This window comes from Paraburkholderia sp. OAS925 (assembly GCF_040543975.1).
Taxonomy (GTDB): Bacteria; Pseudomonadota; Gammaproteobacteria; order Burkholderiales; family Burkholderiaceae; genus Paraburkholderia; species Paraburkholderia graminis.
In genome coordinates, this window is the sequence record NZ_JBEUNO010000001.1 from 2,135,714 (window position 1) to 2,157,744 (window position 22,031).

The 22,031-nt window shown below is 62.6% G+C and carries 20 protein-coding genes; 6 read left to right on the top strand and 14 right to left on the bottom strand.

Features of this window, described 5'->3' with window-relative positions; translation table 11 throughout:
• Positions 1-24: 24 nt before the first annotated feature.
• The 3 genes from ABIE53_RS09270 to ABIE53_RS09280 all read left to right on the top strand — a co-directional run bounded on the left by ABIE53_RS09270 (position 25) and on the right by ABIE53_RS09280 (position 5,248).
• Entirely contained in the window at positions 25-2,052 is a 2,028-nt protein-coding gene (locus tag ABIE53_RS09270; RefSeq protein ID WP_192698890.1) for a hydantoinase B/oxoprolinase family protein, read from the top strand.
• Between the two features lie 243 nt (positions 2,053-2,295).
• Positions 2,296-3,867 carry an ABC transporter substrate-binding protein gene (locus ABIE53_RS09275; RefSeq protein WP_107708310.1) on the top strand — a complete coding sequence of 524 codons (1,572 nt, stop codon included), beginning with the start codon at positions 2,296-2,298 and terminating at the stop codon, positions 3,865-3,867.
• A gap of 103 nt (positions 3,868-3,970) precedes the next feature.
• A complete protein-coding gene (locus ABIE53_RS09280; RefSeq protein ID WP_107708502.1) occupies positions 3,971-5,248 on the top strand; it encodes an NAD(P)/FAD-dependent oxidoreductase in 1,278 nt (425 codons plus the stop codon).
• Positions 5,249-5,295: 47 nt separating this feature from the next.
• Here the strand turns inward: ABIE53_RS09280 and ABIE53_RS09285 are convergent, their stop codons facing one another.
• Positions 5,296-6,159 carry an SDR family oxidoreductase gene (locus tag ABIE53_RS09285; protein ID WP_107708308.1) on the bottom strand — a complete coding sequence of 288 codons (864 nt, stop codon included), beginning with the start codon at positions 6,157-6,159 and terminating at the stop codon, positions 5,296-5,298.
• 100 nt (positions 6,160-6,259) lie between these two features.
• Here ABIE53_RS09285 and ABIE53_RS09290 point away from each other — a divergent pair, with 100 nt between their 5' ends.
• On the top strand, positions 6,260-7,159 hold the full coding sequence (locus ABIE53_RS09290) for a LysR family transcriptional regulator (protein WP_107708306.1): 900 nt from the start codon (positions 6,260-6,262) through the stop codon (positions 7,157-7,159).
• 10 nt (positions 7,160-7,169) lie between these two features.
• Here ABIE53_RS09290 and ABIE53_RS09295 read toward each other — a convergent pair whose 3' ends face one another.
• The 10 genes from ABIE53_RS09295 to ABIE53_RS09340 all read right to left on the bottom strand — a co-directional run bounded on the left by ABIE53_RS09295 (position 7,170) and on the right by ABIE53_RS09340 (position 17,255).
• On the bottom strand, positions 7,170-8,240 hold the full coding sequence (locus ABIE53_RS09295) for an SDR family oxidoreductase (RefSeq protein ID WP_006051029.1): 1,071 nt from the start codon (positions 8,238-8,240) through the stop codon (positions 7,170-7,172).
• A gap of 70 nt (positions 8,241-8,310) precedes the next feature.
• Positions 8,311-9,390, bottom strand: coding sequence for a maleylacetate reductase (locus tag ABIE53_RS09300; protein ID WP_107708304.1), 1,080 nt, complete (start codon positions 9,388-9,390; stop codon positions 8,311-8,313).
• A complete protein-coding gene (locus ABIE53_RS09305; protein ID WP_107708302.1) occupies positions 9,387-10,250 on the bottom strand; it encodes an intradiol ring-cleavage dioxygenase in 864 nt (287 codons plus the stop codon). The genes ABIE53_RS09300 and ABIE53_RS09305 overlap by 4 nt, the downstream gene beginning before the upstream one ends.
• Positions 10,251-10,270: 20 nt before the next feature.
• The gene (locus ABIE53_RS09310; RefSeq protein ID WP_006051026.1) at positions 10,271-10,555 is read right to left on the bottom strand and encodes a YciI family protein; all 285 of its coding nucleotides are present in this window, start codon (positions 10,553-10,555) and stop codon (positions 10,271-10,273) included.
• A 29-nt stretch (positions 10,556-10,584) separates the two neighbouring features.
• Complete coding sequence (locus tag ABIE53_RS09315) at positions 10,585-11,493, bottom strand: NAD(P)-dependent oxidoreductase (RefSeq protein WP_107708300.1); 909 nt, start codon at positions 11,491-11,493, stop codon at positions 10,585-10,587.
• A gap of 4 nt (positions 11,494-11,497) precedes the next feature.
• Positions 11,498-12,568, bottom strand: a complete 1,071-nt coding sequence (locus ABIE53_RS09320; protein WP_029969320.1) for a 2,3-butanediol dehydrogenase — start codon at positions 12,566-12,568, stop codon at positions 11,498-11,500.
• Positions 12,569-12,624: 56 nt separating this feature from the next.
• On the bottom strand, positions 12,625-13,596 hold the full coding sequence (locus ABIE53_RS09325) for an ABC transporter permease (protein WP_053857965.1): 972 nt from the start codon (positions 13,594-13,596) through the stop codon (positions 12,625-12,627).
• The gene (locus ABIE53_RS09330) at positions 13,593-14,546 is read right to left on the bottom strand and encodes an ABC transporter permease (protein ID WP_053857966.1); all 954 of its coding nucleotides are present in this window, start codon (positions 14,544-14,546) and stop codon (positions 13,593-13,595) included. Before ABIE53_RS09330 ends, ABIE53_RS09325 begins: the two co-directional genes overlap by 4 nt.
• A complete protein-coding gene (locus ABIE53_RS09335; RefSeq protein WP_107708298.1) occupies positions 14,530-16,104 on the bottom strand; it encodes a sugar ABC transporter ATP-binding protein in 1,575 nt (524 codons plus the stop codon). Before ABIE53_RS09335 ends, ABIE53_RS09330 begins: the two co-directional genes overlap by 17 nt.
• Positions 16,101-17,255 carry an ABC transporter substrate-binding protein gene (locus ABIE53_RS09340; RefSeq protein WP_107708296.1) on the bottom strand — a complete coding sequence of 385 codons (1,155 nt, stop codon included), beginning with the start codon at positions 17,253-17,255 and terminating at the stop codon, positions 16,101-16,103. Before ABIE53_RS09340 ends, ABIE53_RS09335 begins: the two co-directional genes overlap by 4 nt.
• A 233-nt stretch (positions 17,256-17,488) precedes the next feature.
• On the opposite strand from ABIE53_RS09340, the gene ABIE53_RS09345 reads away from it, so the two are divergent.
• The gene (locus ABIE53_RS09345; protein WP_107708294.1) at positions 17,489-18,409 is read left to right on the top strand and encodes a helix-turn-helix transcriptional regulator; all 921 of its coding nucleotides are present in this window, start codon (positions 17,489-17,491) and stop codon (positions 18,407-18,409) included.
• A gap of 12 nt (positions 18,410-18,421) precedes the next feature.
• Here the strand turns inward: ABIE53_RS09345 and ABIE53_RS09350 are convergent, their stop codons facing one another.
• Together ABIE53_RS09350 and ABIE53_RS09355 are read right to left on the bottom strand one after the other, a co-directional pair.
• Positions 18,422-18,868, bottom strand: a complete 447-nt coding sequence (locus tag ABIE53_RS09350; RefSeq protein ID WP_006051018.1) for a type II 3-dehydroquinate dehydratase — start codon at positions 18,866-18,868, stop codon at positions 18,422-18,424.
• 4 nt (positions 18,869-18,872) lie between these two features.
• On the bottom strand, positions 18,873-20,156 hold the full coding sequence (locus tag ABIE53_RS09355) for an MFS transporter (RefSeq protein WP_029969330.1): 1,284 nt from the start codon (positions 20,154-20,156) through the stop codon (positions 18,873-18,875).
• Between the two features lie 192 nt (positions 20,157-20,348).
• Here ABIE53_RS09355 and ABIE53_RS09360 point away from each other — a divergent pair, with 192 nt between their 5' ends.
• Positions 20,349-21,134, top strand: a complete 786-nt coding sequence (locus ABIE53_RS09360) for an IclR family transcriptional regulator (protein ID WP_192698889.1) — start codon at positions 20,349-20,351, stop codon at positions 21,132-21,134.
• A 24-nt stretch (positions 21,135-21,158) separates the two neighbouring features.
• On the opposite strand, the gene ABIE53_RS09365 is transcribed toward ABIE53_RS09360, so the two are convergent.
• Positions 21,159-22,028 carry a LysR family transcriptional regulator gene (locus tag ABIE53_RS09365; RefSeq protein WP_006051015.1) on the bottom strand — a complete coding sequence of 290 codons (870 nt, stop codon included), beginning with the start codon at positions 22,026-22,028 and terminating at the stop codon, positions 21,159-21,161.
• Positions 22,029-22,031 lie beyond the last annotated feature (3 nt).

Consider the following 22,031-nt stretch of genomic DNA (forward strand, 5'->3'; position numbering starts at 1 on the left):
ATAGATCGATCCAGGAAACACACCATGACATTCGATAAATCCGTCCTTCAGATCTTCGCGAACTATTGCGTCGCGGCCGCCGAAAGCATGGCATACACGCTCGTGCGAACCGCGCACTCCGCGTTCGTGAAGGAGACGGAAGACTTCTCCTGCACGCTGATGAACACGCGCGGCCTGACTTTCGCGTCGCCGAAAACGCTGGGCGCGACCTGGTATCCCGGACTCGACTTCGGCGCGGTGATCGACATGATCGATCACTACGAGCCGGGCGACATCTGCATGACGAACGACGCGTATAGCGGCTACGTGGCCACGCACACGCCGGACGTGATGATGTGGAAGCCGGTGTTCTTCGGCGGCGAGATTGTCTGCTATGTCGGCGGGCACATTCACAACACCGATATGGGCGGCGCGGTGCCCGCGTCGCTGTCGCGCACGCTCACCGAGATCTATCAGGAAGGCATTCGTTTCGCGCCGACCAAGATCGTCCGCGCGGGCGTGCTCGATGAAGCATTGCTCGAACACATGGCGATCAATGTGCGCGCGGCCGAGCAGAATCGCGGCGACCTGAAGGCGCAGATCGCGATGCTCATGACCGGCGAGCGGCGTGTGCTCGAAATCATCGAGCGCTTCGGCATCGAGCAGTTTCGCGCCGGCATGGACGCGCTGCTCGACTATTCGGAGGAGCAGGCGCGCACGATCGTGCGCGGCATGCCCGATGGCGAGTACTTCTTCGCCGAGTACGCCGACGAGGATTCGGTCAACGGCAAGCCGCTGCGCGTCGCGCTGACGCTGACGGTGAAGGACGGCTCGCTCGTGTTCGACTTCACGGGTAGCGATCCGCAACTGAGTTCGTCGCTGAATATGCCGACGGGCGGCAAGGAGCGCCATGTGCTCGCGCTCGTCGGCCTGAACTACGTGCTGTATTCGCTGAATCCCGATCTGCTGCTGAATGCGGGCATGCTGAAAGTCGCGCGCTGCATCCTGCCCGAAGGCACGATCATGAACTGCTTGCCGCCGGCCGCGGTCGGCATGCGCAGTCTGACTGCGAAGGTCGCACAGTACGTCACCTTCGGCGCATTTTCGATGGTGTGCCCCGAGCGCCTGCCGGCCTGTCCAGCGGGCGGCATGTCGATTCTCAACGTGAAGACCGTCGACCGCAACGGCCGCACGGTGATCGCGTCGATCGGACCGGTGGGCGGCGGCGCGGGCGGCATGGCGTCGGCCGACGGCTCGGACGCATCGGGTGCGAATGTCGCGTTCCTGCGCAACACGCCAGTCGAAATCAACGAAGCCGAAGTGCCGATCCGCATCACGCGCTATGGCGTGGTGCCAGGCAGCGCCGGCGCCGGCAAGTATCGCGGCGGGCTTGGAACGGTGATGGAATTTCGCGTGTCGTCGCCGGGTACGCTCGTCACGGCGCGCAATCGCGACCGCTCGCGCTTCGCTTCATGGGGCGTGCTGGGCGGCAAGGCGGGCGCCGTATCGCGGTTTACCCGCAACCCTGGCACCGACGGCGAAGAAGATCTCGGCGTGACCGATCTCGTGATGTGCGGCCCCGGCGATGTGATCCGTCTCGAAGGCTGTGGCGGCGGCGGCTATGGCGATCCGTACGAACGAGACGTGCAGAAGGTGCTCGAAGACGTGCGACGCGGCTATCTGTCCGTCGATCAGGCGCGCGAGTTGTATGGCGTGGTACTCGGCGCAGAAGCCGGCGCCATCGCCATCGACAAAGCCGCGACCCTGCATATGCGCGAGGCCGCGAAGAGCGACGCTCATCGGCGGCCGGCCTCTCACTTCGACTATGGCGCGGAGCGCAACGCGTACGAAGCGAAATGGACGCGCGAGCGCTACGACGTGCTGACCGGCATTCTGTCGCGCGCGCCGGTGGTATGGCGGCATTTTCTCAAGCACAAGATCTTCGATGCACTCGATGCAAGAGAAGCGGCCGGCAGCTTGCAGCCGGGGCCAACAGTGATCACGCAACTGTATGAAGAAGTGCTGCAACGCTATCCGCAGTTGCTTGAAGTCGAGGCATCGGCGAGCGCCTGATATCGCCCGTTGATGCCGCGCTTGCAGCGAGTCTTTCGCGCATAACCGGCGACCATGCAAATTGCCGCGTTAGCGCCGCAGGAACAGTTTGTTTATGCCGTCTGCCCTTTTTTGTCGGCGCTTTACGCGGTTTGTGCAGGCATACGATGCTGCTAACGAGCCGCGAAAAAATCTCTTCTCGCTGCCTATACGAACTTCTATGCAACATTGCCAGGATCACTTACCTCTGCGGAGCCAATTCAGATGAACGACGAAACGAATAGCCGCGGCATCAGCCGCCGCGACATGATGCGCATGTTGGCTGGGACCGGCATGATGGTAGCCGGCGGGGGACTCCTGACGACTGCGCCCGGCGCGCTTGCCGCCGAGGTTCCGAAGAAGGGCGGCAGCATTCGCGTCGCCTATAACGCGGGCTCCGTGTCGGATACGCTCGATCCCGCAGCGGGCTCGACCGGCGGCGACTATATCCGCTTCTTCATGTTTTACAGCGGCCTGACGCAACTTGACGAAAGCCTCGCGCCGCGCATGAACATCGCGGAGTCGGTGTCGAGCGCGGACGCGAAGACGTGGATCATCAAGCTGCGCTCAGGCGTCACTTTCCACGACGGCAAGACGCTTACTTCCGCCGACGTCGTGTACTCGCTGATGCGTCACAAGAATCCGCAAACGGCCTCGCGCGTGAAGACACTCGCCGACCAGTTCGCGAGCGTGACGGCGAGCGGGCCGAACGAAGTGACGTTGACGCTACAGGTGCCGAATGCCGATCTGCCCGTGATTCTCGCGACGCCGCAACTCGTCATCGTCAAGGACGGCACGACCAACTTCAACTCGGCGATCGGCACCGGTCCCTACAAGCTGAAAAGTTTCGCGCCGGGCGCGGGCACGGTGGGCGTGCGCAACGACAACTACTGGAAACCGGGGCACCCGTACCTCGATCAGATCGAACTCATCAGTATCAGCGACAACGCAGCGCGTGTCAGCGCGCTGCTCGCCGGCGACGTCCACCTGATCAACTCGGTCGATCCCCGTTCGACGCGGCGCATTTCGTCGACGCCGGGGTACGAAGTCAAGGAGACGAAGTCGGGCCTGTACACGGACCTGATCATGCGTCGCGACAACACGCTGACGGGCAACCCCGATTTTGTGAAGGGCATGAAGTACATGTTCGATCGGGAGCAGATCCGCTCCGCGGTGTTTCTCGGCTATGCGGTGACCGGCAACGATCAGCCGATTCCGCCGGGTCATCGGTACTTCAATGCTTCGCTGCCGCAGCGCGGCTTCGACCTCGACAAGGCGAAGTTTTATATGCAGAAGGCCGGCGCGGTCGGAACTACATTGCCGCCGATCTATGCCACCACCGACGCCAACGGCTCAATCGAAATGGCGCAGTTGATCCAGCAAACGGCCGCGAAGATCGGTGTGAATCTGAGCGTGAATCGCGTGCCGTCCGACGGCTACTGGTCGAATCACTGGATGAAGCATCCGCTCGGTTTCGGCAGCATCAACCCGCGGCCTAGCGCGGATGTGCTGTTCACGCAGTTCTTCAAATCCGATGCGCCGTGGAATGAATCGGCGTGGAAGGACCCGAAGTTCGATCAATTGCTCGTGAGCGCGCGCGGCGAGACCGACGACGCCAAACGCAAGCAGATGTACGGCGAAATGCAGGCGCTGGTCACGGACGAAGGCGGCATCGGCATCCCGTCGTTCATCAGTCTGATCGATGCGAACGACAAGCGCCTTAAAGGGCTCGGCGCGATTCCGACCGGCGCGATGATGGGTTTTTCGTTCGCCGAATATGCGTGGTGGTCGGCATGAGCGAGGCGGGTGCTCGCGGTTGATCGCTACGGTGACCGGCTCGCCGCCGAGGCTTCGCTCGCTGGCAAAGCCGGTCTGCTCCGACATTCAATTAGAAAATGCAATGAAGCTAGATTCGTACTGGCTGGACACCGCTCCCGACTTCAACGAGGGCGCCGACGGTCCCGTCGAGGGACGCAGCGATGTGGTCGTGATCGGCGGCGGCTTTACAGGTCTATCGGCCGCGCTGGAACTTGCGTTGCGTGGGACGTCGGTCACGGTGCTCGAGGCGGGGCGGATCGCGGGCCAGGCATCGGGGCGCAACGGCGGACAATGCAACACCGGCGTCGCGCAAGACTTCGCTTCGCTCGCGGCCAGCGTCGGGCTGGAACAAGCGCGCGCGTTTTACCGTGCGTACGAAAGCGCGGTACAGACGGTCGAATCCATCGTCACGCAACATCGGATCGACTGTGATTTCGTGCGTAGCGGCAAGCTCAAACTCGCGGCCAAGCCGAAGCACTTCGACAAGCTCGCGCGGACCTACGACGTGTTGCATCGCGAAGTCGATCAGGATATCGAACTGATCGAGCCGGCGCGCATGCGCACTGAAGTCGGCTCCGATGGTTTTCATGGCGGACTGTTGCAACGCAACGGCGCGCAGATGCATATGGGCAAGTTCGGCGTGGGGCTCGCGCAGGCGGCGGCGCGTCACGGGGCGCGCATTTTCCAGAACGCGGCGGTGACCCAGATCAGGCGAATCGCCGGTGGCGGTTACGAGATCACTAGTGCGCGCGGCGTGGTTCGGGCGGACAACGTGCTGGTGGCGACAGGGCCTTCGCGGCAAGGTCCGCTGCAATGGTTCCAGCAACGAATGGCGCCTGTCGGCAGTTTTATCGTCGTGACAGAGCCGCTTTCGAAGGGGCAACTGGACGCGCTGTTTCCTCAGCGGCGCAACTATGTGACGTCGCTGAACATCGGCAACTACTTTCGCGTCACGCCTGATAACCGGCTGCTGTGGGGCGGGCGAGCGAGATTCGCAATGTCCGATCCGCGCTCCGATGCGAAAAGCGGCCACGTACTGCAAGCCAATCTCGCGAAGTACTTTCCCGAGTTGGCCACAACGAGAGTCGACTATTGCTGGGGCGGTCTCGTGGACATCACCGTGGACCGTCTTCCGCGCGCCGGACAACACGACGGGCTTTACTACTCGATGGGTTACAGCGGCCACGGCGTGCAGATGTCCACGCATATGGGCCGCGTGATGGCGGACGTGATGTCCGGTTCCGCCGATGCCAACCCGTGGCGCGCGTTGCCGTGGCCGCCCGTGCCGGCGCATGCCGCGCGCCGGTGGATGCTGCCGCTCGTCGGCGTCTACTATCGGCTGCAGGACGTTCTGCACTGAGCCGATGCGGTGCGCGCTCGCGCACCGCATGCAACGGCGCGTGAGACTCAGCCGACGAGGCCGGCGGCGAAGTCGCGGTATGAGTGCAGTGGCCGGCCGAGGATGCTGACAAGCCGAGCGACGTCGCCCGCTTCCGGCACCATCCCGTCGCTGACGAAGCGCTCGGCCATCAGGCGCATCTCATACGCCATCCACTTCGGCAGGAAGTTCGTCAGGTTCTGCTCGAACTGGCTGGGATCGTCGCCGCCGTAGGCAACCGGCCGGCCAAGCAGCTCCGACCAGATGGACGCGAGGCCTGGACCCGTCAACGTGTCGGGCCCAACGAGGTTGATGACGTCGACGGGCAATTTGCCGGGCGCCTGATCCCGACGCAGCAGTTCGATTGCCGCGACCTCCGCGATGTCGCGCGTGTCGACCATCGCGACGCCCTTGCTGCCGATCGGCATCGGGTAGACGCCGTGGTTCAGGATGACGTCCTTGATCGTCAGATCGTTATCGATGAAGTACGCCGGACGCAGGATAGTCGCGTTAAAGCCCATCTGTTCGATCATCCGCTCGGCGCCGGACTTCACCGCAAAATGCGGCACGTTCACGGAGCGCTCAGCGTGCATGACCGACAGGTAGACCACGCGCTCGACGCCCGACTCGCGGGCAACGTTGAGCGTGATGAGTGCCTGAGTGAATTCGTCGGCTGCCACGGCGTTGAGCAGAAACAGCGTGCGCACGCCGCTGAACGCGCTGCGCAGCGAGTCGATATCGAGCATGTCGCCTTGGGCCACGGCGACATCGGCGGGAAAGTCGGCCTTCGACGGATCGCGGACAAGCACGCGCACTTTGGCACCGCGCTTGACGAGCTGGTTGACGACCTGGCGGCCGACACGGCCGGTGGCACCGGTAACGAGGATAGTCATGGTGTTACTCCTTGGTTGGTTGGGACGCCTCCAAGGTAAGTGATCCATGCGTGGTCCGGAAGATGTTATAAAGAGACGGGGTATCTCACTGGTGGAACACATGGACCTTCTTGCTCTCGCGGATTTCAACCTGGTTGCCCGTCACGGGAGCTTCGGCGAGGCCGCCCGTGTGGCGGAGCGTCCGAAGGCCACGCTCTCGCGCAGGGTCAGCGAGCTCGAGGACAGCCTGGGGCTCAGGCTGTTTGAACGCGGGTCCCGCGGAGTGAAACTCACGCAGGAAGGACGCGCGCTTTACGAGCGGACCGGTGCGCTTCTCGCGGAGCTTGCGGACAGCGCCGCCGCCATCACGTCGGGTAGCGAACACCCGCGCGGCCGACTGCGCATCAGCGCGCCCGCGCTCTTTTCGCAGATCGCGATGGGCAAGCTGGTCGCCACCTTTGCGCTGAAATACCCCGACATCCGACTGGAAGTGACGACGGAAGATCGTCCCGTCGATATGGTCGAGGAAGGCTACGATCTGGTGATCCGCGTGAACCCCGATGTGGACGAGAGCCTGATCGGCCGTGTGTTCCTGCGCGACCGGCTGGTCGTCGTGGCCACACCGGGCCTGGCGCGGCCGACGGATGGGTCGAGTGTTCCGGCTGTCGTTCGCGGGACGCCTGACCGGATCGCCGCGTGGGACGTCACGGGCCCGAAGGGAAAATCGCGCATCTCGATCACGCCGGTTGCGCACCTTTCGTCGCTGCTCATGGTCCGCGATACGGTGCGTCTTGGCGTAGGCGCCGCGAGGCTGCCGCTGTCGCTCGTGAGTCATGACATCGCGGCCGGCAGGCTTGCGCATTGGGGCGATGTGGACGGTCCCGACATCCCGCTATGGGCGCTTTATCCTTCGCGACGCTTGCTAAGCCCTCGGGTCTCCGCCTTTCTCGATCACATCAAGGAAGCGTTTCCTCTCGGAAAGCCCGAGGAACTGGCGGGATTTATTGGGTTGGATCCGTGAGGCGTGCCCTCTACGAAGGTATGACGCGTTCCTCTTTCAGTTTGTCGAAGAGTGCGAAGAAGGCATCCGGCGTGCTCTGATAGTCGAGGAAGCCGGCTTTGCGGCTCTTGCTCATGTCGGTCAGAACTTCCATCGGACGTCCGAGATCGGCGTCGGTGTGCCACCACGACACGAGCTTTTCGATGCTCGCTTCCCTCAATTGATAGCGGGCCGCGATTGTCGCCCATTGTTCGCCGGCTCCCTGCATGCGATGTTCGAGCGGACGCGTCTCACCGTCGAAAGGCGCAGGCTCGATGCCGAAGTACTGCGCCAGTTGCGACCACATCCATTGCCAGCGGAACACGTCGCCATTCACAACGTTGAAGTCCTCGTTGCGCGCGGCGGGCGACGTTGAAGCCCACTCGAGATGTCGCGCAAGCAGGCGCGCGTCGGTCATATCCGTGAGACCGTTCCATTGCGCGGCCGAACCGGGAAACATGAACGGTTGTCCCGTTTCCTTGCACAGCGTCGCGTACACGGCGAGCGTCACGCCCATGTTCATCGCGTTGCCGAGCGCGAAGCCGATAATCGTATGCGGCCGATGCACGCTCCAGTTAAAGCCGTACTGACGCGCTGCTTCGAACAGCCGGTCTTCCTGCTCGTAATAGAAATTGTCGACGGGTTGGCGGCCCTGTTCCTCGCGAAACGGCGTAAGCGGCACAGTGCCCTGCGCATACGCTTCGAAGGGTCCGAGGTAGTGCTTGAGCCCTGTGACGAGAGCCGCATGTTCCAGCGTGCCGGACGGTCCCAGCGCGTCCAGTACATGACGGACCATTGCACCGTTCACTTCGATGTTCTCGCGCTCGGTCGCCTGTCGCGACCACGCAGTAAAGAAAACGTGCGTGAACTGCCGGCCCTGTAGCGCATTGGCGACGGATGCGGCGGAAGTCAGATCGGCGGTGACGGATTCCATCGCGCGATTCGCTGCGCTCCGGCCGCGTGAAAGACCTGTCACGTCCCAGTCTCCGCACGCGAGTAGATGTTGCGCGAGATTGCCGCCGACGATGCCCGTCGCGCCGATGATGAGTGCCCGTTTTTTCATAGCGAATTGAAATTGAAAAGTGTCTGTTTGCAGGAGTATTTGCGGAGCCGCGCTTCGGTAAGGGAAGCGCTTATACGCTTTCGAACGTGCGGCTGTCGGGCCGCATGCCGTCGAAAGCTGAAGTGAGCAAGCGGTGTACCGCTTCGTATGAGAGTGGCCGGGGGTTGTAATACGGCGCCTGCATTGCGGCGGCCGCAGCCGTCGGAATATCCGCTGCGCGCAGGCCCAGCGCTTTGAGAGACGCCGGCGCATGAAGCGAGCGGCCAAGCTCGTAGAGCGAGGTCGCGGGCTCCGGCGTATCGAGCGCTCTGCACAGACGTTCGTGTGCCGCTGGCGCTGCCGGCAGATTGAACGCCATCGAGTACGGCAGCATCACCGCATGAGTTTCCGCGTGCGGCAGATCGAACATACCGCCGAGCGTGTGGCACAGCTTGTGATGCAACGCCATGCCGACGCTCCCCAGCACGGTCCCGCATAGCCATGCACCGTACTGGGCGGCTTCACGTGCCGCGATGTCGTCCGGCTGTTCGACGATGCGCGGCAACGCATGCGCGAGACTGCGGATGCCTTCTTCCGCGAAGAGCGACATCACGGGATTGGCGTCCTGCGCATAGAGCCCTTCGGCGGCGTGCGCGATCGCGTTGAGGCCGCTCGTTGCCGACAGCGCTGCCGGCAAGGTCAGCGTGAGGCACGCGTCGTAGATCACGGTGCGCGGCAGTACACGGTAGCTCTTGCCGGTCTTTTTCTCACCGGCGGACGTCATGCCGTAGATCGGCGTGACTTCGGAGCCCGCGTAGGTCGTCGGAATCGCGAGGATCGGTAACGACGTTTCCAGCGCGATGGCTTTTGCGAGCCCCAGCGTCGACCCGCCGCCCGCCGCGACCAGTCCATCGGCGCCCGCTGCGAGCGCGGCCGCAACGCCTTCCTGCGCGGTTTCGACGGGCACATGCATGACAGCCCGATCGAACACGTCCACGCAGTGCTCGCCGGCTATCCTGCGCACGCGGTCGGCGAGAAAACGTTGCTCCGGTGTGCAGAGCACGAGCGCGCGCCGGATGCACAGTTCGTCGAGTTCCTCCGCGACGCGCTCGATCGCTCCCGCGCCGAACACGATGCGGCCGGGCCGGCTGGTGTAGGTGAAGGCAATCATGACGATCGGCTCAAGACAAAGTCGAATTCGAGGGTGCTGAAGGGCGTCGTCATTGCGGTGCCGTCGGGCGCCGTGCCGCTCTCGTGATGAATCCACTGCGCAATCAGCGACGAGCGCACGCCAAACACGGCGTCCGAATCGAGGTAACGATCGCCGTCGCGGAACACGTGCGTGACGAGCCGTTCATAGCCGGGCGCCGTGATCATGAAATGCAGATGCGCAGGGCGCCACGGATGGCGCCCCAGCGCTTCGAGCATTCGCCCCACCGGACCATCGTGCGGAATCGGGTAGGGCACCGCGACGATCGAGCGAAAGTGATAGCGCCCATCGGAAAGACTATGCAACACGCCGCGCGCGCGGTGCGTGTCGGCGTCGCTGTGCTGGACATCGTAGAAACCATCGGCGTCCGCCTGCCAGACTTCGATGCGTGCGCCGCTCACCGGTTCGCCGTCCCGGCCGCGCACCACGCCCGACACGAAGCACGGTTCGCCTCGCGCGCCGTTGGCCACGTCGTCGCCGTCGCGATACTCGGGCGCATGGTCGACGAAAAACGGCCCGAAAACCGTGGCTTCCGTGCAGCCTTGAGGCTTGCGATGCGCCATCGCGGTCACGAGCATCGAAAGGCCGAGCGTATCCGACAGCAGAATGAATTCCTGACGGCGCTCGTCGGTGATATGGCCGACCTCGGTGAGAAAGCGGATACCGGCTTCCCATTCGCGTTCGCTCAAGCCGACTTCGCGGGCGAAGTCGTGCAGATGCCGCACGAGACTCGTGACGATCGTCTTCAGCCGCTCATCGGGTGCGTGTTCGTGGCGTGCAAGAACGGCATCCGTGATGGTGTTTTCGTCGAGGTTTCGCATGAATCGATTCCTTGATCTGCCTAGCGGTTGTCGACGCGCTTGAGGAACGGGCGGATATCGACGGTACGCCAGATTCCAGCCTTGTTGAACGGGTCGTTGCTGTTAAAGCGCATCACGTCGCCGATCTCGTCGGCTTCGAAAAGAAAGAAACTGCCGATCATCGTTTCCTCGTCGCCGGCCAGCAGCGGGCCCGACATGACCATTCTGACTGGCGACGTGGCCAGGTACGCCTTGTGTTCTTCGTAATGGGCAAGGCGGCGTTCGACCATGTTGTCGTGGTCGAGGCAGTAGACGGTGTAGTGCATCGTGACTCCGGAGTAAGGTGAAAGCGTACTTAGCGGGTAAGGCCGGCTTGTGCTTCGACAGCACGCACGATGGAAAAGAAGTCCAGTTCCGCTCCATCGCCTTGGGCGTAGTGCGAAAACTGCTCGCGCACGAGTGCCGCGGCTGCCATCGGGACGCCGGCTTCGACGCCGGCGTCGACCACGAGCGACATGTCCTTGAGCATCTGCCGCGAAGAAAACGCGGGAGAGAAGTCACGTTTTTTCAGCGGATCGAGTTTGTATTTGACGAGCGGCGATGCCGCGACGCTGTCGCCGATCACATCGAGCATCTCGGCCCAGTCGAGGCCGCCTTTCGTGCCGAGCGTCAAGGCTTCGGCAAGCAGCACGGCCGTCGAGCCGACAAGGTGATTGATGGCGAGCTTCAGATAACGTGCCTGCTGATCTTCGCCGACATAGTACTGACGCGCCGACATGGCCTGGAAGACGGGCAACGCGCGCCCGTATGCCTCTTTCGCGCCCGATGCGAATACCGTCAACTGCGCGTTGCCGGCAAGGACCGTGCTGCCCGATACCGGCGCGCAGATGTAGCCGACGCCGCGCTTACGCGCTGCTTCGCGAACTTCGCCCGATGCCGTGGGCGACACCGTGCTCATGTCGATATAAACGGCGCCGTCGTTCGCATTTTCGATCACGCCATGTGTGCCGAGCGCGACTTTACGCAATACGTCGTCGTCGGGGATGATCGAGAACACGAGCGGTGCCGAACGCGCGACACTCGCGACATCCTCTGCACGGCGCGCGCCGAGTCCAACGGCCTCGTCGACGCGTCCTGTATCGACGTCGTACACGGTCACGTCGAACCCCGCGGCGAGCAGATTGCGCACTATGGGCGACCCCATCTTGCCGAGCCCGATCCAGCCTACCGTTTGTGTGTGTTGCTTCTCTTGCGTGTGCGGCATGTCGTCACCGTGTCTGGGGATTGATGAGAATCTTCATCTTGTCGCTGCCTTTGTCGCTCAGTACGTCAAAGCCTTTCTCGACGACTTCGTCGGCATCGATCAGATCGTGAATGAGCTTTTCAACCGGGAACTTGCCGTTCGCGATCATGCCGATGATGCGCGGCCAGATCGTGACGGGGTAACACCATGTGCCTTCGATCCGGATGTCCTTCAGCGACCATTTCATCGGGTCGACGCTCGCTGTGCCCACGTGCAGACCCGCCTGAACCACAGCGCCCGCCGATCGCACCGCGTCGACGCATGCGTTCAGCGCATGCTGGTTGCCCGCGCATTCGATCGCCACGTCCACGCCGACGCCTTCTGTCAGGTCGCGAATCTTTTGCGGCAGTTCGCCGTCGGATGGATCGAAGATTGCGGTCGTGACGCCGAAGCCGGCCATCTTGTCGGCTCGCGCCGCATTGGGTTCGCTCACGAAAATCTTCGTGGCGCCCGCTGCATGGCAGGCGAGGGCGGCAAGTACGCCGATCGGGCCTGCGCCGGTAATCAGCACGGTCGAGCCGACCGTGACGCCGCCGCGGTCGACGGCATACAGCGCGACAGCGGCCGGTTCGATCAGCGCGCCCTGCTGGTCGCTCACGGTGTCGGGCAAGCGGTTCGCGTGATAGTCGTTGAGCAGCGTGTATTCGGCCATTCCGCCGCCGTCCCAACTGAGCCCGACGCAGCCCATTTTCGAGCACAGATGGCGCATGCCGCGCGCGCAGTAATAGCACTGTCCGCACGACGCGAGCGGCATCACCGAGATGCGGTCGCCGCGTTGCACGTTCTTCACGTCCTTGCCGACTTCGACGACCTCCGCGCTGAATTCATGGCCAAGCACCTGAGGCGCTTTCGCGCCTGTCAGCGCATGCGGTTCGGTCGGCACCACGATGGGCCCCGCCTGATACTCGTGCAGATCGGTGCCGCAGATGCCGCACCACAGCGGCTTGACGATCATCTGGTTCGCGCCCATGCCCGTCGGGTCCGGTACGTTTTCGACCCGGACATCGTGCGCACAGTGAAAACGCACTGCTCTCATGTTCGACTCCTTGGTTAGCCGGGCCATTTCGTATGGCCTCGTGTGAATGGGTAAATTCAGCGCTGCCGGCGGCTCACGTAGCACGCGGATGCGCCGATGATGATGACGCCCTTGACGATGATCTGCGCCTGCACGGGCATGCCGATCAAGAGCACGATGTTGAAGACGACGACGAGAATCGCTGCGCCCGCGAGTCCGCCTGGCAGCGAGCCGCGGCCGCCGGAAAGGGCGAGGCCGCCCATCACCGCGGCGACGATCGAATCGAGCTCGAAGCCGCGTCCCACCCAGTTGTCGACGATGCCGACATAGCCCGACAGGATCAGCCCCGCCAGCCCGGCAAGCAGCGCGCTGATCGCGTAGCACGCGATGCGCACGGTGTCGGGGCTCACGCCGACCAGTCTCGCGGCGACGGCATTGCCGCCCACCATGTACACGCGTCGCCCGAAGGTGGACAGATGCAGCAGCGTGCCGAACACGATCGCGCACGCGAGCAGCAACAGCACGTTGACGGGCACGCCCGCGACCGAGCCCGTTCCCAGCGTGTGAAAAAGCGGTGGCACGTTGCCCGAAGGCGCGCCTTGCGTATAGGCGAAGCGCAGGCCGTCGAGCACGACCGCCGTGGCAAATGTCGCGAGAAACGGCGACACCTGGCGCTTCGTCACGAGCAGGCCGTTGAGCAGACCGGCGCCGATGCACAACACGAGCGTGACGCCGAAGATGGCGGGCGCCGAATGGTTGGTGTCGTCGAATGCGGTGGCGATGACGGCTGCCGTGGCCATCACCGAGGCAACCGACAGATCGAGTCCGCCGACAAGAATCACGAACACCTGGCCGATCACGACGATGCCGAGCGGCGCGAACTGCACCAGCATGTTGACGACGTTGTCGGCACGAAGGAACGTCGGCGACCTTGCACCCGAAAGCGCAATCAGCGCCACGAGAAACAGATAGATTCCATAGCGTCGCGCGACACCGAGCGAGAGCTTGCGCGCAGGCGAGGCGTCCGTGCGTGGAGCAACCGAGTTCATGCGAGCCTCCGTTTCTGCTGGACATTCACGCAGACGGCGGCAATGATCGCGACGCCCTGCACGATAAGCTGATACTGCGACGGCACGCCCGCGAAGTTGATCAGGTTGTTGAGCATGCTGAGCAGATACACGCCGAGCAGCGTGCCGATGACGCCGCCGCGCCCGCCGCTCAGAATCGTGCCGCCGACCACAACCGGCGTAATCGACGCGAGCGTGTAGTTGGCGCCGAGATACGGTTGACCCGATCCGAACTGGGCAGCCAGATAGATGCCCGTGAGACCCGCGCAGAGGGACGAGAACGTGTAGACGAACAGAATGACGCGTTTGCGGGGAATGCCCGACAGCGTCGCCGAGTTGTCGTCGTCGCCCACGAGGTAGACGTATCGCCCGAGGCGCGTATTGCGCATGAAATACGATACGCAGCCGTAGAGCAGCAGCACGACGGTGGCGGTCACGGGCACGTTGGCGTAGCGGCCGTAAGCGAGTGCGTCGAAGCCGTCCGGCACGCCGCCCGCCGGGCCGTTCGCGTAGTACAGAATGCCGCCTTGCAGCACCGCGCCCATGCCGAGCGTGACGATCAGCGGATGCACGCGCAGCCAGAGCACGAGCAGGCCATTGACCAATCCCACGAGGACGGACAGCGCAATCGCCACTGCGATCGCCACGGCCCATCCGCCTTGTGTGGCTTCCGACAAACCGGAGGTGAGCGTGGCCGACACGCTGATCAGCGAGCCGACCGACAGATCGATGCCGCCCGTCAGCACGGCGAGTGTCTGCCCCAGTGCGACGAGCGCAAGTCCCGTCGCCTGCTGATGGACGTTCAGCAGATTGGACAGCGTCGAAAAGCGGTCATTCACGCTGGCCCCGGCGACGAACAGCATGACGATCAAACCGGCCACGATATACGCGGCTGCGTTCAGCGGAACATGACGCCTAATGAGCGAATGCATGTGCGCCTCCCGTTCGAACGAATTGCCCGCCGCCGGTCGCGAGCGCCATGATGCCGTGCTCGGTCATCTCGTTGCCGCTGACTTCGCCCGCGATGCGTCCTTCGCGCATCACGAGGACGCGGTCGGACATGCCGATCACTTCCTGCAACTCGGAACTGATCATCAGGATGCCGAGTCCCCGATTCGTCAGTTCGCGCATCAGGCGATAGATTTCCGCCTTCGCGCCGATATCGACGCCGCGGGTCGGTTCGTCGAGAATCAGCACGCTGGTGCACACGCGCACCCATCGGCTGATCAGCACCTTCTGCTGATTGCCGCCCGACAGTGTCGCGACGCTGCCCGCGGGGCGCGCGCCCGCAATGCCGAATTCGCGGATTGCATCGGCGCCCGCGCTTCGCTCGTGTTTCGCTTTCAGCAATCCGAAACGGGACACATGCTTGAGCGTTGTCGCCGTGACGTTCTGCGCGACGTTCAGGTACATCAGCAAGCCTTCGGACTTGCGGTCTTCCGTGACGAAGCCGAGGCCGAGGCGGATTGCCGTTGCCGGTGTCATGCGCGTATGGCGCGCGCCGCGCACTTCGATCGTGCCGCGCGCGGGCAGCGCGCCGAATACGCCCGACGCGAGTTCGGTGCGGCCGGAGCCGACCATGCCGGCGAGCCCGACGATTTCGCCGGCGCGTACCGAAAGCGAAGCATCGAATACGCGATTGCCGACCTGCAGCCCTTCGACCTTCATCAGCACCGTGCCGCCCGGTTGCAGCGTGGGCTTTGGCGGATAGATGTCCTTCATTTCGCGGCCGACCATCATGCGCACGAGATCGGCGCGCGTCGTTTCGGAAACGGGCTGTGTGCCGATCTTGCGGCCGTCCTTCATGACGGTCACGCGGTCGCACAGTTCGAAGATTTCATCGAGCCGATGCGAGATATAGACGATCGCGACGCCGCGCTCGCGCAGCACGCGCAGCCGTGCGAACAGCAGTTGAACTTCCTTGCCCGCGATGACTGCTGTCGGTTCGTCGAGTATCAGCACTCGTATCTCGCTGGCCATCGCCTTCGCGATCTCGACCATCTGCTGACTGGCGACCGAAAGCGCGCCGACACGCTCGCGCGGATCGAGTTGTACGCCGAGTTCGTGCAGCAAGGCGGCGGCGCGTTCGTTCATCGCGCGATGGTCGATCGTGCCCAGCCGCGTGCGCGGCTCGATTCCGGCGAAGATGTTCTGCGCCACGCTCGATTGCGGAAACAGCACGAGTTCCTGATAGATGATGTGAACGCCGTGCGCCTTTGCGTCGGCGGGGGACTTCCACACCATTGGCTGACCTTCGAATCGCAATGCGCCTTCGTCGGGGACATAGGCACCCGCAAGCACTTTCATCAGCGTCGATTTGCCTGCGCCGTTCTCGCCGACGAGTGCGTGAATCTCACCGCTACGCACACCGAAGTTCACGGCATCGAGGCTCTTTACACCAGGAAATTGCTTCGTGATGCCGGTGACCTCGATCACGTCGGGCTGCGCGTCCAGGCTTTCGCCTGCCGGACTGGATGTGGGCTGGTTCATTTTTCACCCGGCAACTTGATCTTGAAGGTCGACGGGTTATAGTCCGCGCCCATGCCGCCGTCGATGATCTTGTCGGGCGGACCCTTCGCGTCGACCACCTGATCGATGTACTGGTCGGGATGCGGGACCGATGCCGTTTCGTCGCCACGCGTCAATGCGATCTGCGGACTGATCTCGTAGATCTTGGGCAAGGGCTGACCTTGCAGCACCTTGAGCGCGACATCGAGCGACGTGCCGCCCATTGAAGGCGGATAGCCGATCTCGAGCATCGGAATCTTGTACTTCAACGCGAGTTGCAATGGGCCGTTCAGATCGGCTGTCGTATGCGGCGGAATTTCGCCTGGCTTGAATCCGGCCGCGACGAACGCTTCGATCGAGCCCGCGACGGGCAAGCCGTGTGCGCACCACACGGCGTTGATGTTGTGCCCGTACTTCGCGATCATGGCCTGCATCTGCTGCTTGGCCTTCACGGGGCTCCAGTCGGAATACACCGTGTCGAGCACCTTGATGCCGGGGTATTGCGAGAACACTTCGTGCGCGGCCGCCTCGCGGTCAGCGCTGACGCTCGACCCCGCCTGGCCTGCGAGCATGATGACGTTGCCCTTGCCATGCAACTTCTCGACGATCCATTGCGCCCACACACGGCCCATCATCGCGTCGGAGCCCGTCACGAACGAAACAAAGTTGTCGGATGAAATGCGCCGGTCGACCATCACGACGGGTATGCCCTGTTTCATCGCACGCGTGACAACGGGGTCGAGTGCCTTCTGCGTATTCGCGCTGACAATCAGCAGATCCACGCCGCGCGAGATCAGATCCTGAATGTCGGCGGCCTGTTTGGCGTCGTCCATGTTTCCGTTTGTGATCAGCAGTTGCCTGATCTGGTCGGGATGGTCGGCCGCCGCCTTCATCAGCGAGTGCTGCATCACGACGCGCCAACTATCGCCGAGTCCCGCATTCGAAAAACCGATCACATAGGGCGGCTTCTTCTTGAACTTCGCCGTGTCGGCGAACGGAATCTGCACGGCGGGATTGAACAGAAACGTACGCGGCGCACCGGTGTAGTCCGCACGCGCGGCACACGAAACTGTCAGAATGAAGGCCGCGGCGGCGAATACGCTCGCACGGTGAAAGCGGGTCGAACGACGCATGAATGTCTCCGTAAATGTTCTGATATCTGTCGGGAGACGCACGCGTTGTGGCCGCTAATTTTCGACGCGGCTGGCTGGCACCTACGCGGGTAACGAGTTCTATAATCTGGCGTTACCGATGCTGGATACAGCGTGCTTCCCGACGGCGCCAATGTCGCATGGTTGACGGAGCGCATCTAGCAATTGCCATTACTAGTAATGGCAGTAACAGGGAACGCAGGAGGACACGAAACATGGAAAAGCAGCAGCGTCTGGACGAACTGGCCGATTTTCTGAGGACGCGTCGCGCCCGTCTTCGACCCGAGGACATCGACTTTCCAAGCGGCAGCCGTCGCAAGACACCGGGACTGCGGCGCGAAGAAGTGGCCGAGCGCGCCGGCATCAGCGTCACCTGGTATGCGTGGCTCGAACAGGGCAGGGAAGTGAATGTGTCGTTCAAGACGATCGAAAGTCTTGCGAATGCGTTGAAGCTATCGCCGCACGAGCGCACACATCTGTTCGAACTGGCCAACCACTACACGCCGCCCGGTCCGTATCCGATTGCTCAAAACGTGACAGATACCGTTCGACGCATGCTCGATCAGCTCGGCAACATGCCGTCCTACGTGGTTGACGGCAACTGGAACTATGTGACGTGGAACGAAGCGGCGGTGCGTGTGTTTACCGATTTCCGCAAGATGCCTGCGGGCCGCTGCAATCTGCTGTGGTTCACATTCCAGCAGGACGGTGCGCGCTCGCTCTTTCAAGGTTGGGATGCCTACGCAAAATGCGTGCTTGCGCAGTTTCGCGGCGACTATATTCTTCGCCCGTCGGGTGAAGTGTTTTTGCGTGATCTCGTCGAAGAACTGAACGATACCGATGCTGACTTCTGCCGCTGGTGGGCGGAGCATGAGGTGCTCAAGCGAAGCGACTGGCGCAAGGTTATCGAGCACCCCGTTGCGGGCGTGCTCGAACTCGATGCGCTGTCGCTCGAGGTGCCGGACGCGCCCGGCATGCGCATCATGGTCTATACGCCCGCGCCGTCGACGGATACGGCGCAGCGTATCGAGGCGTTGATGAGAACCGGCCACGTCGATGCCATTCCATTTCCGGCTGCCACGGTACTCGATACTTTTCGGAAAGCACGGGCACCGAAAGCAGGACATCGCGGATAAGAAAGGACTGGCTTAAGTCGGGCTGCCCCACAGATCGTCGACTGCGCGGATCGCCAGCAAATAGCCGTTTGCGCCGGCCCCGCAGATCACGGCGGTGGCCGCCACCGAAATGGTCGAGTGACGGTATTCTTCCGAGCGCTTATGGATATTGGTGATGTGCAATTCCACCACCGGCCGGCGAATCAGCTTGACTGCGTCGAGCACCGGAATCCGGCCGAACGAGAAGCCCGCCGGATTGATGATGAGCGCGGCGTCCTGCAGGAATGCTTCCTGAATCCAGTCGATCAACTGGCTTTCGCTGTTGGTCTGACGGAATACGCAGTCGAACTCGAGCGTGTCGGCCAACGTCAGGCAGTTCTGTTCGATCTCCTTGAGCGTGGTGCTGCCGTAAATATGGGGCTCTCTTGCGCCCAGCATGTTCAGATTGGAGCCGTTGAGGATATAGAGTTTGCGGGTCATGGTTTCAATGTGTAGAAGAGCTTTCGAGCGCGGTGCCTCTGGTTTCGCGCGATATCGCGATCATCAGGAACGAGAGCAGGTTCAGCGAGCCGCACACCGCGACGATGGCCCACGGAGAACCGTGAAATGCATTGAGCAGCGCCACCGCGACAATCGGCATCGGCCCGCCGGTGAGCAGGTTGGCGCCCGAGTACGATAGGGCAGAGCCGGTGTAGCGTGCCTCGGTCGGAAAGGACTCGGCAAACCAGACCGGCTGGATGCCGCTCTGAAATTGTGTGAAGCCGAGGAAGGCGCCCATCACCGCCATCGTCATGCCAATCGAGTTCTGGTTCAGAACCGGAAAATAGATCAGGCAGCAGATCAGCGTGCAGAACGAGCCGATCATCAGCGCACGCCTGCGTCCGATCCGATCGCTCAGATAGCCGCCCAGCAGCGCGCCGGCAATCGCGCAGACATTTGCAACCATCAGCAGCATGAAGCCGGTTTGCTTGGGCACGCCCAAATGTTTCGTCAGGTAGCTGAGCGAGAAGACCACGATCAGATAGAAGAGCGCAGCGGGGCCGCAGAAGAACAGCGTCAGGCGAAGGGCGGTGCGCCAGTGATACCTGAAGACGGTGCCGAGCGGATTGGCGGCGCGCACCGGAGCGCCCGTCTTTTTGAGCGCCTCGAAGGCCGGTGTCTCGCTGACCTTCCTGCGGATGTAGATGCCGAGCAGCACGAGGACAAAACTTGCGAGGAACGGAACGCGCCATCCCCAGGCGTTGAAGTCGTCCGATGAAAGCAGGGCGGCCATCGTAAAGAGCGAGAGATTGGCGAGAATCTGACTGAGCGGCGAGCAGATGCCAAGCAGTCCGGAATACCAGCCGCGCCGGTTGGCTGATGCGTGCTCCACTGCCATCAGTTGCGCGCCGGTCGATTCGCCGCCGAGCGCGAAGCCCTGGATGATACGCAGCGACACCAGCAACGTCGGCGCGAGAATGCCGACCTGCTGGTAAGTGGGCAGCAAGCCCATCAGAAACGACGACACGCCCATCACCGAGACAGTGATCAGCATCAGCTTGCGACGTCCCCAGCGGTCGCCGAGCATCCCGCAGATCACCGCGCCGAGCGGCCGTGCGGCGAGCCCCGCCCAGAAACTCGCCAGCGATGCGAGCAGCGACGCGGTCGGGTCGAGTGAAGGGAAAAACAGCTTTGGAAAGATCGTGGCCGCGACCACGCCATACAGCGCGAAGTCGAACCATTCGAGTGCGGTGCCGACGGTTGCGCCCGCTACCGCGCGGCGCGCCATCAAATGGGCCTGCGCGGACTGTTTCCCCGCGGCCACGTCTGAGTCTGAATCTGCGAACGACGACATGTTGTCTCCTCAATCCCGATGTGTTGAAACGTTCGTTCTGGCGACGAACAAATGCTATTGTTTGCGCTCTCCAAACGAGGCGTTCCACGCTGGAACTGCTTTTCACATGATGGAAGCGGACGCGACATGTCGCTGAAGAACGGTCCCAGGATTCTCGATTGGCTGGCCTCGCAAGGCGAGGGCGCAGGCCTCGTGGCGATTGCCGACGCCTTGTCCCTGCCGCGCAGCACGTGCCACCGTCTGCTCACGGACCTCGTCGAAGGCGGGTATGTGCGGCAGCTCGTCGATCACAGCCGCTATATCCTGACCATGCGGATGACGTCGAACGGACTCGAGTTTCTGAGCCTCACCGGCATTGCCGATATCGCCCAGCCGATTATCGAGCGCGTCGCCGCAAAGACCGGCGAACTGGCGCGGCTGTCGCTCGTCGACGGTGACGCCATTATCTGGGTCGGCAAGGCGGACGGGCAGCGCGTCGGCTTTCGCTACGATCCCGACATGGGCCACGCGGCGCGGCTGTCATGCACGTCGACCGGTCACGCGTGGCTCATGACAATGACCGACGAGCAGGCGGTGGCGCTGGTTATCAAGCAGGGCTTCGGTCAGCCGAACGAGTTCGGGCCGAATGCGCCGACCACGATCAAGGCACTGCTCGGTTTCCTGCACGCTGCGCGAGTGCGCGGCTACGCGATGATCGACGAGGTGTTTGCGCCGCGCATGTCGGCGGTGGCGGTGCCCGTGGTGAGCGGCTCGCGCTGCGTGGGCGTGATCAGTCTGGCGGGGCCGCGGGTGCGGCTGACCGCCGAAAAGATTCACGAGTACTCGGTGCCGCTGCGCGAGGCTGCGAACGAACTTGCGCAGTTGAGCAACATGGCCGGGTTTCCTGGTCGGCCGCCGCTTGGGAAGGGGTGATCGACTCCTCGAAAAATCACCCAATCAGTCGAGGGCGGCGAGCGCCATTTCGATGAGTTGCTCGTGACGTCTGGTTGCGTCGCTACTCTGTTTGCGCGAAATCATGAAAAGAGAAAGGGGCTCGGGGGGATCTACCGCGATCCGGTGGATCGTGCATCCGGTCTCCTTCGCCAATGGCGCCGTCAAAAAACTCGGGACGATTGCCCACGCCGCATTTCTGAGCATCGGCGCGAGCATGTGTGCTTTCTCAACCCAATTTACGTGCCGCGAAAACCCGCGCCGAATGCGCCATAAATCGAACTGAGGCGACCACGGCAAATGAATTTCTCTCGATGGGTCGAGATCCGTCATGTCGAGCGCTTCAGGCAAAGATGTCTTACCCGACGCAGCATAGACCACAAGCATCGCGTAATCGCGGAGCTTTCTTGAGACAAGGTCGACGTGTTCGGACGGGGTCAGTGTGAAGGCTACGTCCAGGTGACCAGATGCAACGCGGTTAGCGAGCTGGAAATAGCGCGAACTTTCCATGTGCAGACGAACGGGCGGTGTCTCGTCGCAGAGCGCAGCGATAAACGGCGGAAGGACGTTGATCGCAACCGCGTCGACCGAACCGACGGCAAGGTGTCTTACCTGATTGCCCTGAAGTTGCTCAGCCTCGACTTCGAGCATTTTCCAGCGCTCGGCAATGTCGAGAAACCGCTCACCTTCGGCGGTCAGCGATATGCCCCGCGCTCCCCGCGAGCGCAGCAACAGCAGATGTCCTATCCGGCGCTCGAGGGACTGGATCCGATACGAGACAGTCGACTGCGTCGTGGATACGATCTCGGCCGCCTGAAGCAGGCTTCCCGAGCGGACCACCGCCAGGAATGTGTTGATCTCCTCGCTAAACAACATATT